We start from the raw sequence: 16,358 nt of genomic DNA, 5'->3' as shown, positions 1-16,358 counted from the left end.
TTTTTTTCATTGAATGCTTCGCAGGTGTTTTTTGCCATGGAAATCGATGCGTTGTTAAAACGCCTGGCCAGCCAGGATGGCTCCGATCTTTACCTGTCCACCGGCGCGCCACCCTGTGCGCGTTTCGACGGGGTTCTTGCGCCCCTGACCGATCAGCCGTTCAAACCGGGGGACATCGCGGCGATTGCCGGGTCCATCATGGACGCCGAACAGCGCCTGGAGTTCGATCGTGAACTGGAGATGAACCTGGCAATCTCTTTGACCGGTATCGGGCGCTTTCGGGTCAATATTTTCAAACAGCGCAACGATGTGTCGATGGTCGTGCGTAACGTCAAACTCGACATTCCGCGCTTCGAAGACCTCAAGTTGCCGCCGGTGTTGCTGGACACCGTAATGCTCAAGCAAGGCCTGATACTGTTCGTCGGCGCCACCGACTCGGGCAAGTCTACCTCGCTGGCGGCGCTCATCGACCACCGCAATCGCCATAGTCGCGGGCATATCGTCACCATCGAAGACCCAATCGAGTACATCCACCGCCATAAAAAATCGATCATCAATCAGCGCGAGGTCGGCGTCGATACGCGCAGTTTCCATGCTGCGTTGAAAAATACCCTGCGTCAGGCGCCGGACGTGGTGCTGATCGGCGAAATCCGCGACCGCGAAACCATGGAACATGCCTTGGCCTTCGCCGACACCGGGCATCTGGTGATCTCCACGCTGCACGCCCACAACGCCCATCAGGCGCTGGACCGCATCATCAACTTCTTTCCCGAAGAGCGTCGAGGGCAATTGCTCAATGATCTGGGGAATAACCTCAAGGCCTGCGTTTCCCAGCGGCTGGTGCGTAGCGGCGATGGGCAACGGCGGGTGGCGGTGGAGGTGTTGCTGGGGACGCCGACGGTTGGCGACTTGATTCGCCGCAACGAATTCTCCGAGCTCAAGGGCATCATGGAAAAGTCGCAGGCACAAGGCATGCAGACGTTCGATACGGCGCTTTATGCATTGGTAATGGAACAAGCGATAAGCGAGGAAGAAGCGTTAAAACATGCGGATTCGGTAAACAATTTGAAATTGCGCCTGAGGCTACAGTCGGAAACATCCGTCGGATCGCAGGTTCCTCCCGATGATTGGGGGCTGATGGAGTGAAAGGCGCTCGTTTGATTGCCGCGCCCCCGAAAACCGGGGCACGATATCAGACTTGGCTTGCAGGCCGTGAATGCTGTTGTCAGCTTTTGAACGAGCTATCAAATGCGTTCACGCCAAACAGTATCCAGGGGTTTTTTTCATTCAGCTGGAATTTATCAAAGTCAGCCTGAGAGAAGAAACCGTTGAAATAGTCGCCGTAGTTATTTGAAGTAAGAATCTGGCTATAGTTTTTTTCAGGCGCGTCAGGAAACGCCAGTTTTTGTCGTTGGGATATTTCACGGGGAAGCTCTTTTTCAAACGCTCGTCGCAACGGCATTTTTTCGATGCCGTTAACTATCTTGTTTTTTGCTGACAGGCCCATGGCCAGACTCGTAACGTTTCTGTCCAGGAAAGGAAGTCGGACCTCAACAGAGGATGCCATCGATAGACGATCTTCATGACATAACATTGCACGCAGATGATTATTTACTGAGAACTGAGTCAGTAATTCTAAGGGGTCTCTTCCTGATGTGTCGGGTAGGTGCTCTTCAATAATTACCTTGATCTCCGATTCGGTAAGGAAAAAGTTTAGTCCGGATTCGATTGCTTTTTTGAAGTAATAGTTATGCCATTCGTGTTTGAGTATCGCGTCAGTTTGGGTTGGAAAATCGTAATGCAGGTTGTAACCACACCAGAACTCATCGGCGCCTTGTCCATTCAATGCTACTCGAAGTCCGTGTTTTGAAACGGCTTGATAAAGCAGGTATTGAGAGATGTAAACTTGATCCAGGAGGGGTTCTTCGAGCGAATAAGTAACTTTCGAGAACAAATTTCTTCCGTCGTCGTGTGACACGCAAACGTCATTTAAAGTTGTGTTCTTCAAGGTGCTTATCAGTTTTTTTGCACTGATGAGGTCTTCGCTCTCAATGCCGTGGTAATAAGCAGTGAATGCTTGAAGGTTTGTAGAGTGCTGGTCGAGTAGAGATGTAATTATGCTGCTGTCTAATCCGCCAGATAAAATGGTGGCCGTTGGAAACCTATCCGGTATCTGACTTTTAACCGCGCTAGATATTGCAGCGTGCAATCCTTCATCTGTGTAGGAGGTGTTGACGGTTGAATTGATTTTTAAAAATTCAGTAATGTTTCCAGCGCAGTCTGCGGCGTAGATAACTCCGGGGTCGGCATTATGAATGTTGTTAAAGTAAGTCTCAGTGCGAGGAGAGTAAAAGCCGAAAATGAAGTCCTGCCACACTCGCTTCGAGTGGGTGTTGAATTCGATGCCAGGAATGTGCTTGAAGGCTTTTGATTCTGAGCCTATGGCTAACACCCCCGCGCGTGTTTGCGTCCAGGTCAGTTGTTTTTCCCCGTAGGGATCACGCCCAAAAAAAAGAATATTTTTCTTGCTGTCATGGATGACTAATGCATAACACCCGGTGATGTTGCGTAAATACTCAAGGCCGAAAAAATATATTGCTTTGATCAATGCTTCGCTATCGGATTGGGTGGTAAGTGTGACGCCTATTGATAGCAGCTTTTGTTTGATCTCTTGAGTGTTGTATATCTCACCGTTATAGACCATTCGCAGATGCTCAAACTGAAGTGGCTGGTGGCTTTTAACAGGTGCATCAGCAATAGCCAGTAATGTATGGCCGAGGGCAATTTTTCCGTCTGTCGAAATGTAACTATGGCTGAAATCCGGTCCGCGATGGTTTAGCTCCGCGAGGGCTTTTGCGACATGTTCAGGTTGCACGCCCGAGATTGGGGAGTATACGGCAAGTATTCCACACATTATGGCAGTCTCATTTATAGGGTTTACAGCTATCTTGGTTGCAGGGAATTGCTATTCAAGAGATGTCAGAACGCTGCTCGGAAGTGGGTTTTGCCAATATGTTGTGGTTACGTCGGAATAGGTTGTTGGGGTCGTATTTTTTCTTCGCTCTAATAAGTCTGCCGTTGTCGCTGAAAATGGACTTGCTGTTTTTGTCTTCGTTAAGTGTGTAGTTTGAGTATGAGGAAAATTTTCGATTGTCTGCAAGACTGGTGGAAGAGTCCTTCACCCAGCAAATATTCGTTTGGTCGTCGCCTGCAGAGGGCCAGCGAGCGGAAAATAATATCCCGAAGGATTTTGTTGTAATGGGGAGTGCTGATTCAGCAGGTTTGCATTTTCTATTGGATGGATTCAGGTGCTCTATAGTAATGCTGCAGTTTTGGCCAGGTGCATTTTTTATACAATCCAGTAATCGATGCGCCACATCATGTTCCATGACGTCAAGGCATATCGATTTCCAATATCCTCTCATGGGTTGGGAGAAGCGATCGTCGGACCATGATTGCCAAAGCACGAAGTCATCCGTCAGAAACGTGTGTTTGATTAGCGGTCCCAGGTGGTCTTCGAGAGTGTACAACTCGGATTGATCGTTAGAATCGCTCAAACAAAAATCGATGGACAGTCGCGACTCTCCGTTACTCTTGTCGTGTTGAAGGAATGGCGCCACAACCAGGTTCATGGGGCAATGGTTTTCCAGATAAGCAATCAGCTTGCTTAACGAGGTCTCAATGTGTTTGTCGGGGATATCTATAGTTCCGCAATAGACTTCGGGGAGTTTGGATAGCTGGAACCTGAACTCGAGCACAATACCAAAATTACCTCCGCCACCTCTGAGCGACCACAATAAATCTTCGTTGCCAGGGTCTTCGGCCTTAACAACAACACCTGTGGCCAGGAGTACATCAGCGCCAACCAGGTTTTCACAGGTAAAGCCGTGTGTTCCTAGAAGCCAACCAATCCCACCGCCTAATGTCAAGCCGGCAATCCCGGTATCACTAACCGTTCCGGTGGGTATGACGTAACCTCTTGGGCAAAGGGCAAGATCAACATCGCTCAGGCGGGCGCCAGGTGATATACGTACAATCTGGTTTGCTTCATCAATGATGATGTCGTTGTAAGGGGATAAATCAAGTAATATTCCACCTTGTGTCGAGCCGAAACCAGCAATGTGATGGCCCCCGCCCCGTATCGCAAGTTCGATGTCGTTCAGTGTGGCGAAGCTTATAATCTCTTTTAGTGCCAATCGATTCATTGTGCGGATTATTATCAGTGGGTAGAGGTCATGCATCCTGTTGTAGACTTGTCTGGCATCGTCATACAGAGAATCGCCGGGGCGGATAATGGTTACGTTTTTGTAGTTGTTTTCGAGGTTGTTGCAAAAATATTCGTAGCTCATGCGTTCTGGCTCGACACTGAAGGATGCAATTAACATTAATAAAGAGAAATGCTGGGATCTTTATTAGCCTGCCATTCCAGCTTATTGAGTCGTTGCCAGATCTGTAAAGCATTTCGCTGAGTGTAATATTCGACCGGATATTACGAGTGGTTTCGTAATTGTTTGAATAATGGTGTTGTAACTTTAATTGTATAATCTTGTGTGCTTTAGAATGTTCCTCTTGGGCTTTCGGGAAGTGGCCGCACCTTGGACAATATTTCGCAGATGGGCCACTTTGAGTGCCGGGTTACGGGCTTCAATCGTTAAGTTCCGTGCGTCCGCGAAACTGCTCTAATGCCTCGGGATTAGCCAGCGCATCGGTGTTCTTCACCTTCTGTCCATGCACCACATTGCGCACCGCCAACTCGACGATTTTGCCGCTGATGGTCCGGAGGATATCCGTCACTGCGACAATCTTCGCCGGCACATGGCGCGGTGTGGTGTTGGCGCGAATGACTTGGCGAATCTCTCGCTCCAGCGTCTCATTCAGCTCGACGCCATCGCGCAAACGCACGAACAGCACCACCCGCACGTCGTCCTGCCATTGCTGACCGATGGCCACGCTGTCCAGCACCTGCGGGACTTTCTCCACCTGTCGGTAGATTTCCGCGGTGCCGATGCGCACGCCGCCGGGGTTGAGCACCGCGTCGGAACGGCCGTGGATCATCATCCCGCCGTTAGGCAATTGCTCGGCGTAATCGCCCTGCGCCCAGACACCGGGAAACTGGCTGAAATACGACGCCTTGAGCTTTTCGCCGTCGGGGTCGTGCCACAGGCCGATGGGCATCGCCGGAAAGTGCCGGGTGCAGACCAGTTCGCCTTTTTCACCAATCACCGGATGACCGTCGTCGTTCCATACCTCGACGGCCATGCCCAGGCTTTTGCCCTGCATTTCGCCACGACGCACCGGTTGCAGCGGATTGCCATTGGCAAAGCACGAAACGATATCGGTGCCACCCGACATCGAAGCCAGGCACACATCAGCCTTGAGATCTCGATAAACGTAATCGTAACTCTGTGGCGATAGCGCCGAGCCGGTGCACAGCAGGGTTTTCAGGCTACCCAGATCATGGCTGTGCATGGGCTTCACGCCGCTGCTTTCCAGGGTTGCAAGGAATTTTGGGCTGGTACCGAAGACACTGATGCGCTCGTCGTCGATCAGATCGATCAGGCGCTCGGAGTCAGGCTGGAACGGCGAGCCGTCGTACAGCACAACGGCGCTGCCCACGGCGAGGGCCGAGACCAGCCAATTCCACATCATCCAGCCGCAAGTGGTGTAGTAGAACAGGCGTTCGCCGGGACCGAGGTCGCAATGCAGGCCATGTTCCTTGACGTGTTGCAGCAACACGCCGCCGGTGCTGTGGATGATGCATTTCGGCACGCCAGTGGTGCCGCTGGAATAGAGAATGTACAGCGGGTGGGCGAAGGGCACGGGGACGAAATCCGGCTCGCCGCCGGGGAAGTAGAAGTCGTCCCACAGCGTGACGTTGGCTGCTGTGTGGAAATCTTCGATGCGCGCTTCGGGCCGTGCGTAAGGGACGATGACCAGTTGCTGCAACGACGGCAGGCGTTCGAGGATTTCGTTGACCTTGACGGTCTGGTCGATCTCTTTGCCGGCGTAACGATAGCCGGCGCAGGTCACCAGCACTTTCGGTTCGATCTGGCCGAAGCGGTCGATCACTCCCTGCGTACCGAAGTCCGGCGAAGAGCAGGACCAGATCGCGCCGAGGCTGGTGGTGGCGAGCATGGCCACCAGCGTCTGCCAGGTGTTGGGCATACACGCCGCCACCCGATCACCCAAGCCGACGCCGGCGGCGATCAAGCCGCTTTGGAAACCGGCGACGTGCTCCGCCAGTTCGGCCCAGGTCAGGTGTTCGCGCTGGCCGTTTTCCGCCACAGCCACCACCGCCACGGCGTCGTCGCGACGGCGCAGCAAATGTTCGGCGAAGTTCAGGGTCGCACCGGGAAACCACTCGGCGCTGGGCATTTGCGCGCCTTCGAGCAGCACCGCGTCGGGTTGGTCATGGAAGCGAATATCGAAGAAGTCGACGATGGCTTGCCAGAAATCCTGGCGTTGATCGATGGACCACTGATGCAGGGCAGGGTAGTCGTCGATGTGCAGGTGATGCCGCTGACTGATGAAGTGCCGAAAAGCCTCCATGCGGGTCTTGCCGATGCGTTCGGCGCTGGGTTGCCACAGGATCTCGGACATGGTTTGCCTCTTTTTGTTGGCGAGTGCTGCGCACTCGATCGCTAGCAAACTCGCTCCTACAGACACCACAAAACCTGTGGGAGCGTGGCTTGCCCGCGATGAACGATAACGCGGTTTAGCGGCCAATCACTGCGCCAACCACCCACCATCAATATTCCAAGCTGCACCCCGCACCTGAGCCCCGGCCTCGCTGCACAAAAACAGCACCAACTCGCCCAATTGCGGCGGAGTGACGAACTCCAGCGACGGCTGTTTCTCGGCCAGCAGATCATGCTGCGCCTGCTGCGGGTCGATCCCGGTCGCGGCGCGATCATCGATCTGTTTCTGCACCAGCGGTGTCAGCACCCAGCCCGGGCAAATCGCGTTGCAGGTGATGTTGCTGGTCGCGGTTTCCAGGGCGACCACTTTGGTCAGCCCGATCACGCCGTGCTTGGCCGCAACATAAGCGGCCTTGCCCGTCGAACCCACCAGGCCATGCACCGAAGCAATGTTGATCACTCGGCCCCAGCCCTTGGCGCGCATGCCAGGCAAACTCAGGCGAGTGCTGTGAAACACCGACGACAGGTTGATCGCGATGATCGAATCCCAGCGCTCCACCGGGAACTCGTCCACCGGCGCCACGTGCTGGATGCCGGCGTTGTTGACCAGAATATCGACGCCGCCGAACTCACGCTCGGCGTAGGCAATCATGTCGGCGATCTGCGCCGGGTCGCTGACGTCGGCCGGGTGATGGCCGACTTTGCCGCCGAACTGCTCGACCTCGGCGATCACTTTGGATGCATCGCCAAAACCGTTGAGGATCAGGTTGGCGCCGGCCTTGGCCAGGCTCAGGGCAATGCCCAGGCCGATGCCGCTGGTGGAGCCGGTAACCAGTGCGGTCTTGCCCGAAAGAGTCGTCATGAATACCTCACACAATGCCAGTGGCGTAGAAAGTACCGATCACCACGAAAACCGCCAGGGTCTTGATCAGCGTAATACAGAAAATGTCTTTGTAAGCCTCACGGTGGGTCAGGCCGGTGACCGCGAGCAAGGTGATCACCGCGCCGTTGTGCGGCAGGGTGTCCATGCCGCCACTGGCCATTGCCGCTACGCGGTGCATGACTTCCAGCGGAATGTTGGCGGCGTGGGCGGCAGCGATGAATTGTTCGGACATGGCTGCCAGGGCGATGCTCATGCCGCCCGATGCAGAACCGGTGATACCGGCCAGCAAGGTCACGGTAACTGCTTCGTTGACCAGCGGATTAGGAATGCCCTTGAGCCAGTCGGCCAGCACCAGGAAGCCCGGCAGGGAAGCGATCACCGCACCGAAACCGTATTCCGAGGCAGTGTTCATCGCCGCGAGCAACGCACCGCTGACTGCGCTTTTGCTGCCTTCGGCGAGCTTGCTGCTGATCGCTTTGTAGCCGAACGCCAACACCATGAGGATGCCCACCAGCAGCGCAGCCTGAACGGCCCAGATCGCGGTGAGCTTGGCGATTTCGGTGGTCACCGGTGCGGCCATGCCCGGCAGCGCCAGGCTGTGGGTCTTGCCGTACCACTGCGGAATCCACTGGGTGAACAGCAGGTTCATGATGCCCACCGCCAACAGCGGCGACAGGGCGATCCACGGGTTGGGAAGTTTGATGTCGGCAGCGGTTTCCGGCTCGTTGCGCAGGTCTGTGCCATAGCCTTCACCGGAACGCTGGGCCTTGTTGCGTTGGCGCTGGAGGAACAGCATGCCGGCGCAGAAGACGAAAATCGTCCCGATCACACCCAGCCATGGCGCGGCCCAAGCGGTGGTGTTGAAGAAGGTGCTGGGGATGATGTTCTGGATCTGCGGGGTGCCGGGCAGGGCGTCCATGGTGAACGAGAACGCGCCGAGGGCGATGGTCGCCGGGATCAGGCGCTTGGGAATATTGCTCTGGCGGAACATCTCAGCGGCAAACGGATAGACCGCGAACACCACCACAAACAGCGACACGCCGCCGTAGGTGAGCAAGGCGCAAACCAGCACAATCACCAGCATCGCCTGACGCGTGCCGAGCAAGCGGATGGCGGCGGCGACGATGGAGCGCGAGAAGCCGGACAGTTCGATCAGCTTGCCGAACACCGCGCCGAGCAGGAACACGGGGAAATACAGTTTGATGAAGCCGACCATTTTCTCCATGAACACGCCGGTGAAGGCGGGTGCAACGGCGGAAGGGTCAGTCAACAGGACGGCGCCGAGGGCGGCAATCGGGGCAAAAAGGATAACGCTGTAGCCACGGTAAGCAGCCAGCATCAGCAGCGCGAGGGCTGCCAAGGCAATGATCACACTCATGGTGTGTCTCCTGGGATTGTTATTTTTTTAGGTAGTACGTTGTGGAGGGGCTATAGCGAGTTTCGTGCCATAAGCCTAAGTCATTGAAGTATAAGGATTTAATATTCTGAAAAGGATTGCTTGTCTCTGTTGGGAGATTTTTTGTGCCTGAAAAGATCGCAGCCTGCGGCAGCTCCTACAGAGAAACGCTGAAACCCTTGTAGGAGCTGCCGCAGGCTGCGATCTTTTGATCTTGAAAAAATCTACAAATAGAGACATGTATCTCTTTATAGAGACTCGACAATCCCCAACGCCACCATCTTCTTGTACAACGTCGACCGCCCCAGCCCCAGCCGCGCCGCCGCGTCGATCACCTTGCCCCCGCATTGCGCCAGGGTCGCTTCGATCAATTGCCGGTCGAAACGCTCCCGCGCCGCGCTGAACGTCTCGTGTTCCAGCGGTTCGATGGTCAACGGCGCCACGCGCTCAACCGGGGTAAACGTGCCGATCGCCGCGCGGATGTCCGTTGCTGAAAGGCGCAGGTCATCACTGAGCAGTGCGGCCCGTTCCAGCACGTTGCGCAGTTCGCGGATATTGCCCGGCCAGGCGTGTTGACCCAGAAGCGCCAGCGCTTCGCTGTGGAGCTCGTGCTGGCTGCGCAGCTCTTCAAGGATTGCTTCGCTGAGGGCGGGCAGGTCGTCGAGACGGTCGCGCAGCGGCGGCACGTGGATCGGCAGGACGTTGAGGCGGTAATACAAATCGGCGCGAAACTCGCCGCGTTTGATCGCCGCTTCCAGGTCGGTGGAGGTTGCGGCAATGACCCGCACATCGCTCTGGATCACGTCGTTGGAGCCGACCGGTTCGAATTCCTTTTCCTGCAACACCCGCAGCAGTTTGCTTTGCAGCGGCAGCGGCATGTCACCGATTTCATCGAGGAACAGCGTACCGCCCTGAGCGATCTGCAATTTGCCGGCGCGGCCCTTGCGGTCGGCACCGGTAAAGGCGCCGGGCGCGGTACCGAAAAATTCGGCTTCAAGCAATGATTCCGGGATCGCCGCGCTGTTGATGCTGACAAACGCCTTGTGCGCACGCGGCGAAGCGTTGTGGATCGCCTGCGCCAGCAATTCCTTGCCGGTGCCGGTTTCACCAAGCAACAACACTGGCGATTCAGTGCTGGCACTGCGCCGGGCGCGACGTTTGACTTCCAGGCTGGCGGCGCTGGTGCCGATGAAGTGAGCGAAGTTGTATTTGGTCTGCCTTGCCCGCAACAGCGAGCGGGTCGACGCCAGTTCTTCCTGCATGCTCATGTAGCGTTTGAGCATCGGCGACAGGCTGCGCAACTCGTCGAACAGGGCAAAACCGATGGCGCCGATCACTTCGCCGGCGTCGTCATGAATCGGCAGGCGCATGACCACCAGTGGCTCTTTGGGGGTGTCTTGCATGTCGAGCAGAATCGGTCTTCCGGTGCGCACCACTTCACGTAACAAACTACCGGGAATTACGCTTTCGCAGGCCTTGCCGATGGCGCCCTCGGCCGATTGCAGGCCGAAACGCCGGGCATAACGCTCGTTCATCCAGACGATGTTGGCGTCGCGGTCGACGATCACCGTGCCTTCGCTCGACTGCTCGATGATCTCGAACAACGAACGGATCGCCAGCAGGCGAACGCGCTGGTAGTCCTTGAGGCTTTCGGTGGTGTTCATGGTGTGCATCCATTTTTAGAATCAAGGTCAAAAGATCGCAGCCTTCGGCAGCTCCTACAGGGGAATGCGGTCGGTGTAAGAGCTGCCGCAGGCTGCGATCTTTTCGGGAAGGTTATACCTGCCCCACATGCGCCGCCGCCAACAGCTCCTTGGTATACGGATGCTGCGGCGAATCGAACACGTCGTGGCTGGCGCCGCTTTCCACCACTTTGCCGTCCTTGACTACGATCATGTCGTGGGCCAGGGCGCGCACCACCGCCAGGTCATGGCTGATGAACAGATAGGTCAAACCGTGTTTTTCCTGAAGCTGGCGTAGCAGGGCGACCACCTGTTTTTGCACGGTACGGTCCAACGCCGAGGTCGGTTCGTCCAGCAGGATCAGCGCCGGTTTCAACACCAGAGCGCGGGCGATCGCGATGCGCTGGCGTTGGCCACCGGAAAATTCGTGGGGATAGCGATGGCGGCTTTGTGGGTCCAGACCGACTTCTTTCAATGCACGAATCACTTCGGCGTTGCATTCCTCGGTGCTCAACTCGCTGTGCACCTCCAGGCCTTCGCAGATGATCTGCTCCACGGACATCCGTGGGCTGAGGCTGCCGAAGGGGTCCTGGAACACCACCTGCATTTTCTTGCGCCACGGCCGCAACTGTTTCTGCGTCAAACCGTCCAGCGCCTCGCCCTGAAAGCGAATGCCGCCCTCTGAGTCGAGCAGGCGCAGGATCGCCTGGCCCAGTGTGGATTTGCCGGAGCCGGACTCGCCGACGATGCCCAGTGTCTTGCCTCGCTGGATGCTCAAGCTGATGCCGTCCACGGCTTTGAGATAGGTCTTGCGCTGGAACAGCCCACCGCCAACGGCAAACTGCACGCGCAGATTTTCCACCTCCAGCACGTTTTCGCGCTCGTCACGGGGCAACGCTTCGCCTTCCGGTTCGGCGTTAAGCAGCACGCAGCTGTACGGGTGTTTCGGTTCGGTAAACAGGGTTTCGCAAGTGGCCTGCTCGACAATTTCGCCGGCCTTCATCACGCAGACGCGTTGGGCGATGCTGCGCACCAGATTGAGGTCATGGCTGATCAGCAGCAGCGACATGCCGAGCCGCCGTTGCAGCGACTTGAGCAGCAACAGAATCTTGCGCTGCACGGTGACGTCGAGTGCGGTGGTGGGTTCGTCGGCGATCAACAGTTCCGGCTCGCAGGCCAGGGCCATCGCGATCATCACCCGCTGACGCTGGCCACCGGACAATTGATGCGGGTAGGCCTTGAGGCGTTCTTTGGGTTTCTGGATGCCCACCAGGTGCAGCAACTCAAGAATCCGCGCCTGCGCCGCTTTGCCGGCCATGCCTCTGTGCACCAGCAAGGTTTCGCCGATCTGCTTTTCGATGCTGTGCAGCGGATTGAGGGAGGTCATCGGCTCCTGGAAAATCATCGCGATGCGGTTACCGCGCAATTCACGCAACTGGCGGGCATCGGCGCCGACCAGTTCCTTGCCGCGATAGCGGATGCTGCCGGTGGTTTCAGTGCCACATTCAGGCAGCAATTGCAGGATCGAATGGGCGGTCACCGATTTGCCTGAACCCGATTCGCCCACCAGTGCCAGGCATTCGCCGCGGCGGATATCCAGGCACAGATTGCGCACCACGGTCTGGCCACTGAAGGCCACGCTGAGGTCACGGATTTCGATCAGGTTGTCACTCATATCAACAGTCCGCGTCAGGCTCTTGGATCAAGAGCGGGGGTCAAAGGCGTCGCGCAACGCTTCGCCGATGAACACCAGTAAAGAAAGAATCAACGCCAGGGTGAAAAACGCTGTCAGGCCCAGCCACGGTGCTTGCAGGTTCTGCTTGCCCTGACCGATCAACTCGCCCAGGGATGCACTGCCGGCGGGCATGCCGAAGCCCAGGAAATCCAGCGCAGTGAGCGTCGAAATGGCCCCGGTCAGAATGAACGGCAGGTAACTCAAGGTCGCGTTCATCGCGTTGGGCAGGATGTGCCGCACGATGACTTTGCGATCGGTCAGGCCCAATGCGCGGGCGGCTTTCACGTATTCCAGATTGCGTCCGCGCAGGAACTCGGCACGCACCACGTCCACCAGCGCCAACCAGGAAAACAGCGCCATTATCCCCAGCAACCACCAGAAATTCGGCTCGACGAAGCCCGAGAGAATGATCAGCAGGTACAGCACCGGCAACCCGGACCAGACCTCCAACAGCCGCTGACCGAGCAAGTCTACCCAGCCACCGTAGTAGCCTTGCAGGGCACCTGCGGCAATGCCGATCAGCGCACTGACGAAGGTCAGCATCAAGGCAAACAGAATCGATACCCGCGCGCCGAAAATCACTCGGGCCAATACGTCCCGCGCCTGATCGTCGGTGCCCAGCCAGTTCACATTCGTCGGCGGGCTCGGGGCAGGTTTATTGAGGTCGTAATTCGGCGTGTCATCGCTGAACGGAATCGGCGGGAACAGCAGCCAGCCGCCGTCCTTCTTGATCAGATTCTGCACGTAGTCGCTGCGGTAATCGGCCTGGAACGGCAGTTGTCCGCCAAACTCCTGCTCGGTGTAGCGTTTGAGCGCAGGGAAGTACAGCGAGCCTTGATAGCTGACCATCAGCGGCTTGTCGTTGGCGATCAACTCGCCGCCGAGGGTCAACAGGAACAGGCCGACAAACAGCCACAACGACCACCAGCCACGGCGGTTTTTCTTGAAACGTTCGAAACGACGACGTCCCAACGGAGAAAGCTTGAACATCAGGCGTTCCTCGCGGCGAAGTCGATACGCGGGTCGACCAGGGTGTAGCACAGGTCGCCGACCAGTTTTATCAGGAGGCCGAACAGGGTGAAGATGAACAGCGAGCCGAACACCACCGGATAATCCCGTGAAACCGCCGCTTCGTAGCTCATGCGGCCCAGGCCATCGAGGGAGAAAATCACTTCGATCAGCAAAGACCCGGCAAAAAACACGCTGATGAACGCCTGCGGAATCCCCGACACCACCAGCAACATGGCATTGCGGAACACGTGGCCGTACAGCACGCGGCGCTCGCTCAAACCCTTGGCGCGAGCGGTGACCACGTACTGCCGGGTGATTTCATTGAGGAACGAGTTTTTTGTGAGAATGGTCAGGGTCGCGAAACCGCCGATCACCAGCGCCGTCACCGGCAGCACCAGGTGCCAGAAGTAATCGGTGATTTTGCCCAGGGTCGACAGCGACTCGAAATTGTCCGACACCAGGCCGCGCACCGGGAACCAGTTCAGCGAAGTGCCACCGGCGAAGACGACGATCAGGAACATCGCAAACAGGAACGCCGGCATGGCGTAGCCGATGATGATCGCGGTGCTGGTCCAGATATCGAAATGACTGCCGTGGTGTACGGCCTTGCGGATGCCCAGTGGAATCGACACCAGGTAAGTGATCAGCGTCGCCCAGAGCCCGAGGGAAATGGTCACCGGCATTTTTTGCAGGATCAGGTCGGTGACGGTGGCGCCACGGAAGAAGCTCTTGCCGAAATCCAGCTGAGCGTAACTGGTCAGCATCAGCCACAGGCGCTCGTGTGCCGGTTTATCGAAACCGTACTGTTTTTCGATGTCCTTGATCAATTGCGGATCAAGGCCGCGACTGGCGCGGGAGGTGGGCATCGCCTCGCTCGAACTGCCGCCGACGCTGGCACCGCCAATGCCTTGCAGGTGTGCGATCGCCTGTTCCACCGGACCACCCGGCGCGGCCTGCACGATGACGAAATTGACCAGCAGAATGATCACCAGCGTCGGAATGATCAGCAGCAAACGTCGCAGTATGTAAGCCCACATCAGTGCGGCCCTCCGGGTCTGCCACGGCGAATGCGCTCGGCGGTCATTTCCTGGTTGGTCAGCGGCGTGGTGCTCACTTCCCACCAGCTCTCGATGGCTTCGTCATTGCTGGCTTGCACGTCGGGAATGCCGAAGCGGTTCCACCACACGGTGGATGTTCCCGGCGGGTAATAGTTGGGGATCCAGTAGTAGTTCCATTGCAGCACCCGGTCCAGCGCATGGGCGTAGCGCAGCATGTCCTGCTGGGTGTTGGCGCGCACCAGACCGTTGATCAAAGTGTCCACTGCCGGGTTTTTCAGCACCATGTAATTGTTGGAACCGGGATCGTTGGCCGCGGCCGAGCCGAAGTAATTGAACAGCTCGCCGCCCGGAGAGGTGGTCACCGGGTAACCGGTGACGATCATGTCGTAGTCGCGGCTCATCAGACGGTTGACGTACTGGGACGAATCGATGCGACGGATATTCAGGTCGATGCCGATCTGTTTCAGGGTGCGCTTGTACGGTAGCAGCAAGCGGTCCATGCCGTTCTGGCTGACCAGGAAAGTGAAGCTCAGCGGCACACCGTCGTTGTTGACTAGTTGATCACCTTTGGGTTTCCAGCCGGCCTGTTCGAGCAGGTCCAGGGCCTGGAGCTGCTTGTCGCGAATCAAGCCGCTGCCATCGGTTTTCGGTGCTTCGAATACCTTGGTGAAGACTTCGTCTGGGATTTGCCCGCGCAACGGTTCGAGAATCGCCAGCTCGGCGGCATCCGGCAGTTTCCGGGCGGCGAGGTCGGTGTTGGAAAAGAAACTCTGCTGGCGGATGTACATGTTGCGCATCATCTGCCGGTTGCTCCATTCGAAATCCCAAAGCATGACCAGTGCCTGGCGTACCCGGCGGTCCTGGAACATTGGATTCTGCAGGTTGAACACAAAGCCCTGGCTCGGTTGCGGGGCTTCTGTGGCCAGGTGGGATTTTTGCAGGCGCCCGTCGCTCAGGGCCGGGCTTTCGTAACCGATGGAATAACCGGTCGCGGAAAACTCGCGATTGTAATCGTAGGCGCCACCGCGCAGGACCTGGCGGGCCACGTCGGTATCGCCGAAATACTCGATGCTGAAATGATCGAAATTGTACAAGCCGCGACTGACCGGCAAGTCCTTGCCCCACCAGTCGGCGTTGCGCTCGAAGGTGATGCTGCGCCCGGAATCGACCTTGCCTACTTTATAAGGGCCACTGCCCAGCGGCGGCTCGTAACCGCCGCCACCGGCGAAGTCGCGACTCTTCCACCAATGCTCGGGAAACACCGGCAGGGTGGCGATGTCCAGCGGCAGGGTACGGTTTTCGTTGTTCTTGAAGTCGAAGCGCACGGTCAGCGGTGACTCGACTTCGACGCCTTTGACGTCGGCAAATTGCGTGCGATAACGCAGGCTGCCCTGGGTCATCAACAAATCGAAGGTGTAGCGCACATCTTCGGCGGTGATGGGTTTGCCATCGGCAAAACGTGCCTTGGGATTGATATAGAAGCGCAGGGACAGTCCGTCATCGGAGCGTTCCATCTGCTGAGCCACCAGGCCATAAACGGTGTAAGGCTCGTCGAGTGAACGCTGGGCCAGAGGCGAGTAGAGCAGGCCATCAATCTGCGTGACGCCGATGCCTTTGTCGATGTATGGCAACACATGGTCGAAGTGGCCGATCTCGATCGCCGAGCGACGCATCGTGCCGCCCTTGGGGGCCTGCGCGTTGGTGTAGGCGAAATGACTGAAGCCGGCAGGATATTTGGCCGGTTCACCGTATACGGTCAGCGCGTGTTGCGGTGCAGCATTCACACCGGTGGCGCCCAACAGCAGGGCCACGGCAGTGAAGAACACAGTAGGGAAAGCCAGTCGCATTGTCAGCCTTAGAGCCGGGTGTCGTTATCGACAATTTGTACGCTAGCGGCGCGTCCCTCGCCAGCCGAATTACGTATATGAAACACAACGGCCCACCAAAAGGCGGGC

At 57.0% G+C, this 16,358-nt stretch carries 11 protein-coding genes; 1 reads left to right on the top strand and 10 read right to left on the bottom strand.

Going from position 1 to position 16,358, the window contains the following annotated elements; genetic code table 11:
• The first annotated feature begins 36 nt into the window (after positions 1-36).
• Positions 37-1,146 carry a PilT/PilU family type 4a pilus ATPase gene (locus ACM110_RS06605; protein WP_416127119.1) on the top strand — a complete coding sequence of 370 codons (1,110 nt, stop codon included), beginning with the start codon at positions 37-39 and terminating at the stop codon, positions 1,144-1,146.
• Between the two features lie 79 nt (positions 1,147-1,225).
• Here ACM110_RS06605 and asnB read toward each other — a convergent pair whose 3' ends face one another.
• The 10 genes from asnB to ACM110_RS06555 all read right to left on the bottom strand — a co-directional run bounded on the left by asnB (position 1,226) and on the right by ACM110_RS06555 (position 16,250).
• Positions 1,226-2,914: an asparagine synthase (glutamine-hydrolyzing) gene (gene asnB, locus ACM110_RS06600; RefSeq protein ID WP_416127118.1), complete on the bottom strand. Its 1,689-nt coding sequence runs from the start codon at positions 2,912-2,914 to the stop codon at positions 1,226-1,228.
• Positions 2,915-2,969: 55 nt separating this feature from the next.
• Positions 2,970-4,349: an FAD-binding protein gene (locus ACM110_RS06595; protein ID WP_416127117.1), complete on the bottom strand. Its 1,380-nt coding sequence runs from the start codon at positions 4,347-4,349 to the stop codon at positions 2,970-2,972.
• A gap of 295 nt (positions 4,350-4,644) precedes the next feature.
• Positions 4,645-6,600, bottom strand: coding sequence for an acetoacetate--CoA ligase (locus ACM110_RS06590; protein WP_416127116.1), 1,956 nt, complete (start codon positions 6,598-6,600; stop codon positions 4,645-4,647).
• Between the two features lie 126 nt (positions 6,601-6,726).
• Complete coding sequence (locus ACM110_RS06585; protein WP_416127115.1) at positions 6,727-7,500, bottom strand: 3-hydroxybutyrate dehydrogenase; 774 nt, start codon at positions 7,498-7,500, stop codon at positions 6,727-6,729.
• Positions 7,501-7,507: 7 nt separating this feature from the next.
• On the bottom strand, positions 7,508-8,899 hold the full coding sequence (locus ACM110_RS06580) for a GntP family permease (protein WP_416127114.1): 1,392 nt from the start codon (positions 8,897-8,899) through the stop codon (positions 7,508-7,510).
• A gap of 266 nt (positions 8,900-9,165) precedes the next feature.
• Entirely contained in the window at positions 9,166-10,581 is a 1,416-nt protein-coding gene (locus ACM110_RS06575) for a sigma-54 interaction domain-containing protein (RefSeq protein ID WP_416127113.1), read from the bottom strand.
• Positions 10,582-10,693: 112 nt separating this feature from the next.
• Positions 10,694-12,274 (bottom strand): ABC transporter ATP-binding protein, encoded by a 1,581-nt coding sequence (locus tag ACM110_RS06570; protein ID WP_416127112.1) that lies wholly within the window; start codon positions 12,272-12,274, stop codon positions 10,694-10,696.
• A gap of 27 nt (positions 12,275-12,301) precedes the next feature.
• Positions 12,302-13,324 carry an ABC transporter permease gene (locus tag ACM110_RS06565; RefSeq protein WP_338580535.1) on the bottom strand — a complete coding sequence of 341 codons (1,023 nt, stop codon included), beginning with the start codon at positions 13,322-13,324 and terminating at the stop codon, positions 12,302-12,304.
• The gene (locus ACM110_RS06560; RefSeq protein ID WP_338580536.1) at positions 13,324-14,382 is read right to left on the bottom strand and encodes a microcin C ABC transporter permease YejB; all 1,059 of its coding nucleotides are present in this window, start codon (positions 14,380-14,382) and stop codon (positions 13,324-13,326) included. Before ACM110_RS06560 ends, ACM110_RS06565 begins: the two co-directional genes overlap by 1 nt.
• Entirely contained in the window at positions 14,382-16,250 is a 1,869-nt protein-coding gene (locus ACM110_RS06555) for an extracellular solute-binding protein (protein ID WP_416127111.1), read from the bottom strand. Before ACM110_RS06555 ends, ACM110_RS06560 begins: the two co-directional genes overlap by 1 nt.
• Between the last annotated feature and the right edge of the window lie 108 nt (positions 16,251-16,358).

Source organism: Pseudomonas sp. NFX98, from assembly GCF_047784845.1.
GTDB lineage: Bacteria > Pseudomonadota > Gammaproteobacteria > Pseudomonadales > Pseudomonadaceae > Aquipseudomonas.
The sequence above is the reverse complement of the archived record's forward strand: the minus strand, read 5'-3'. Positions and strand labels throughout refer to the sequence as shown.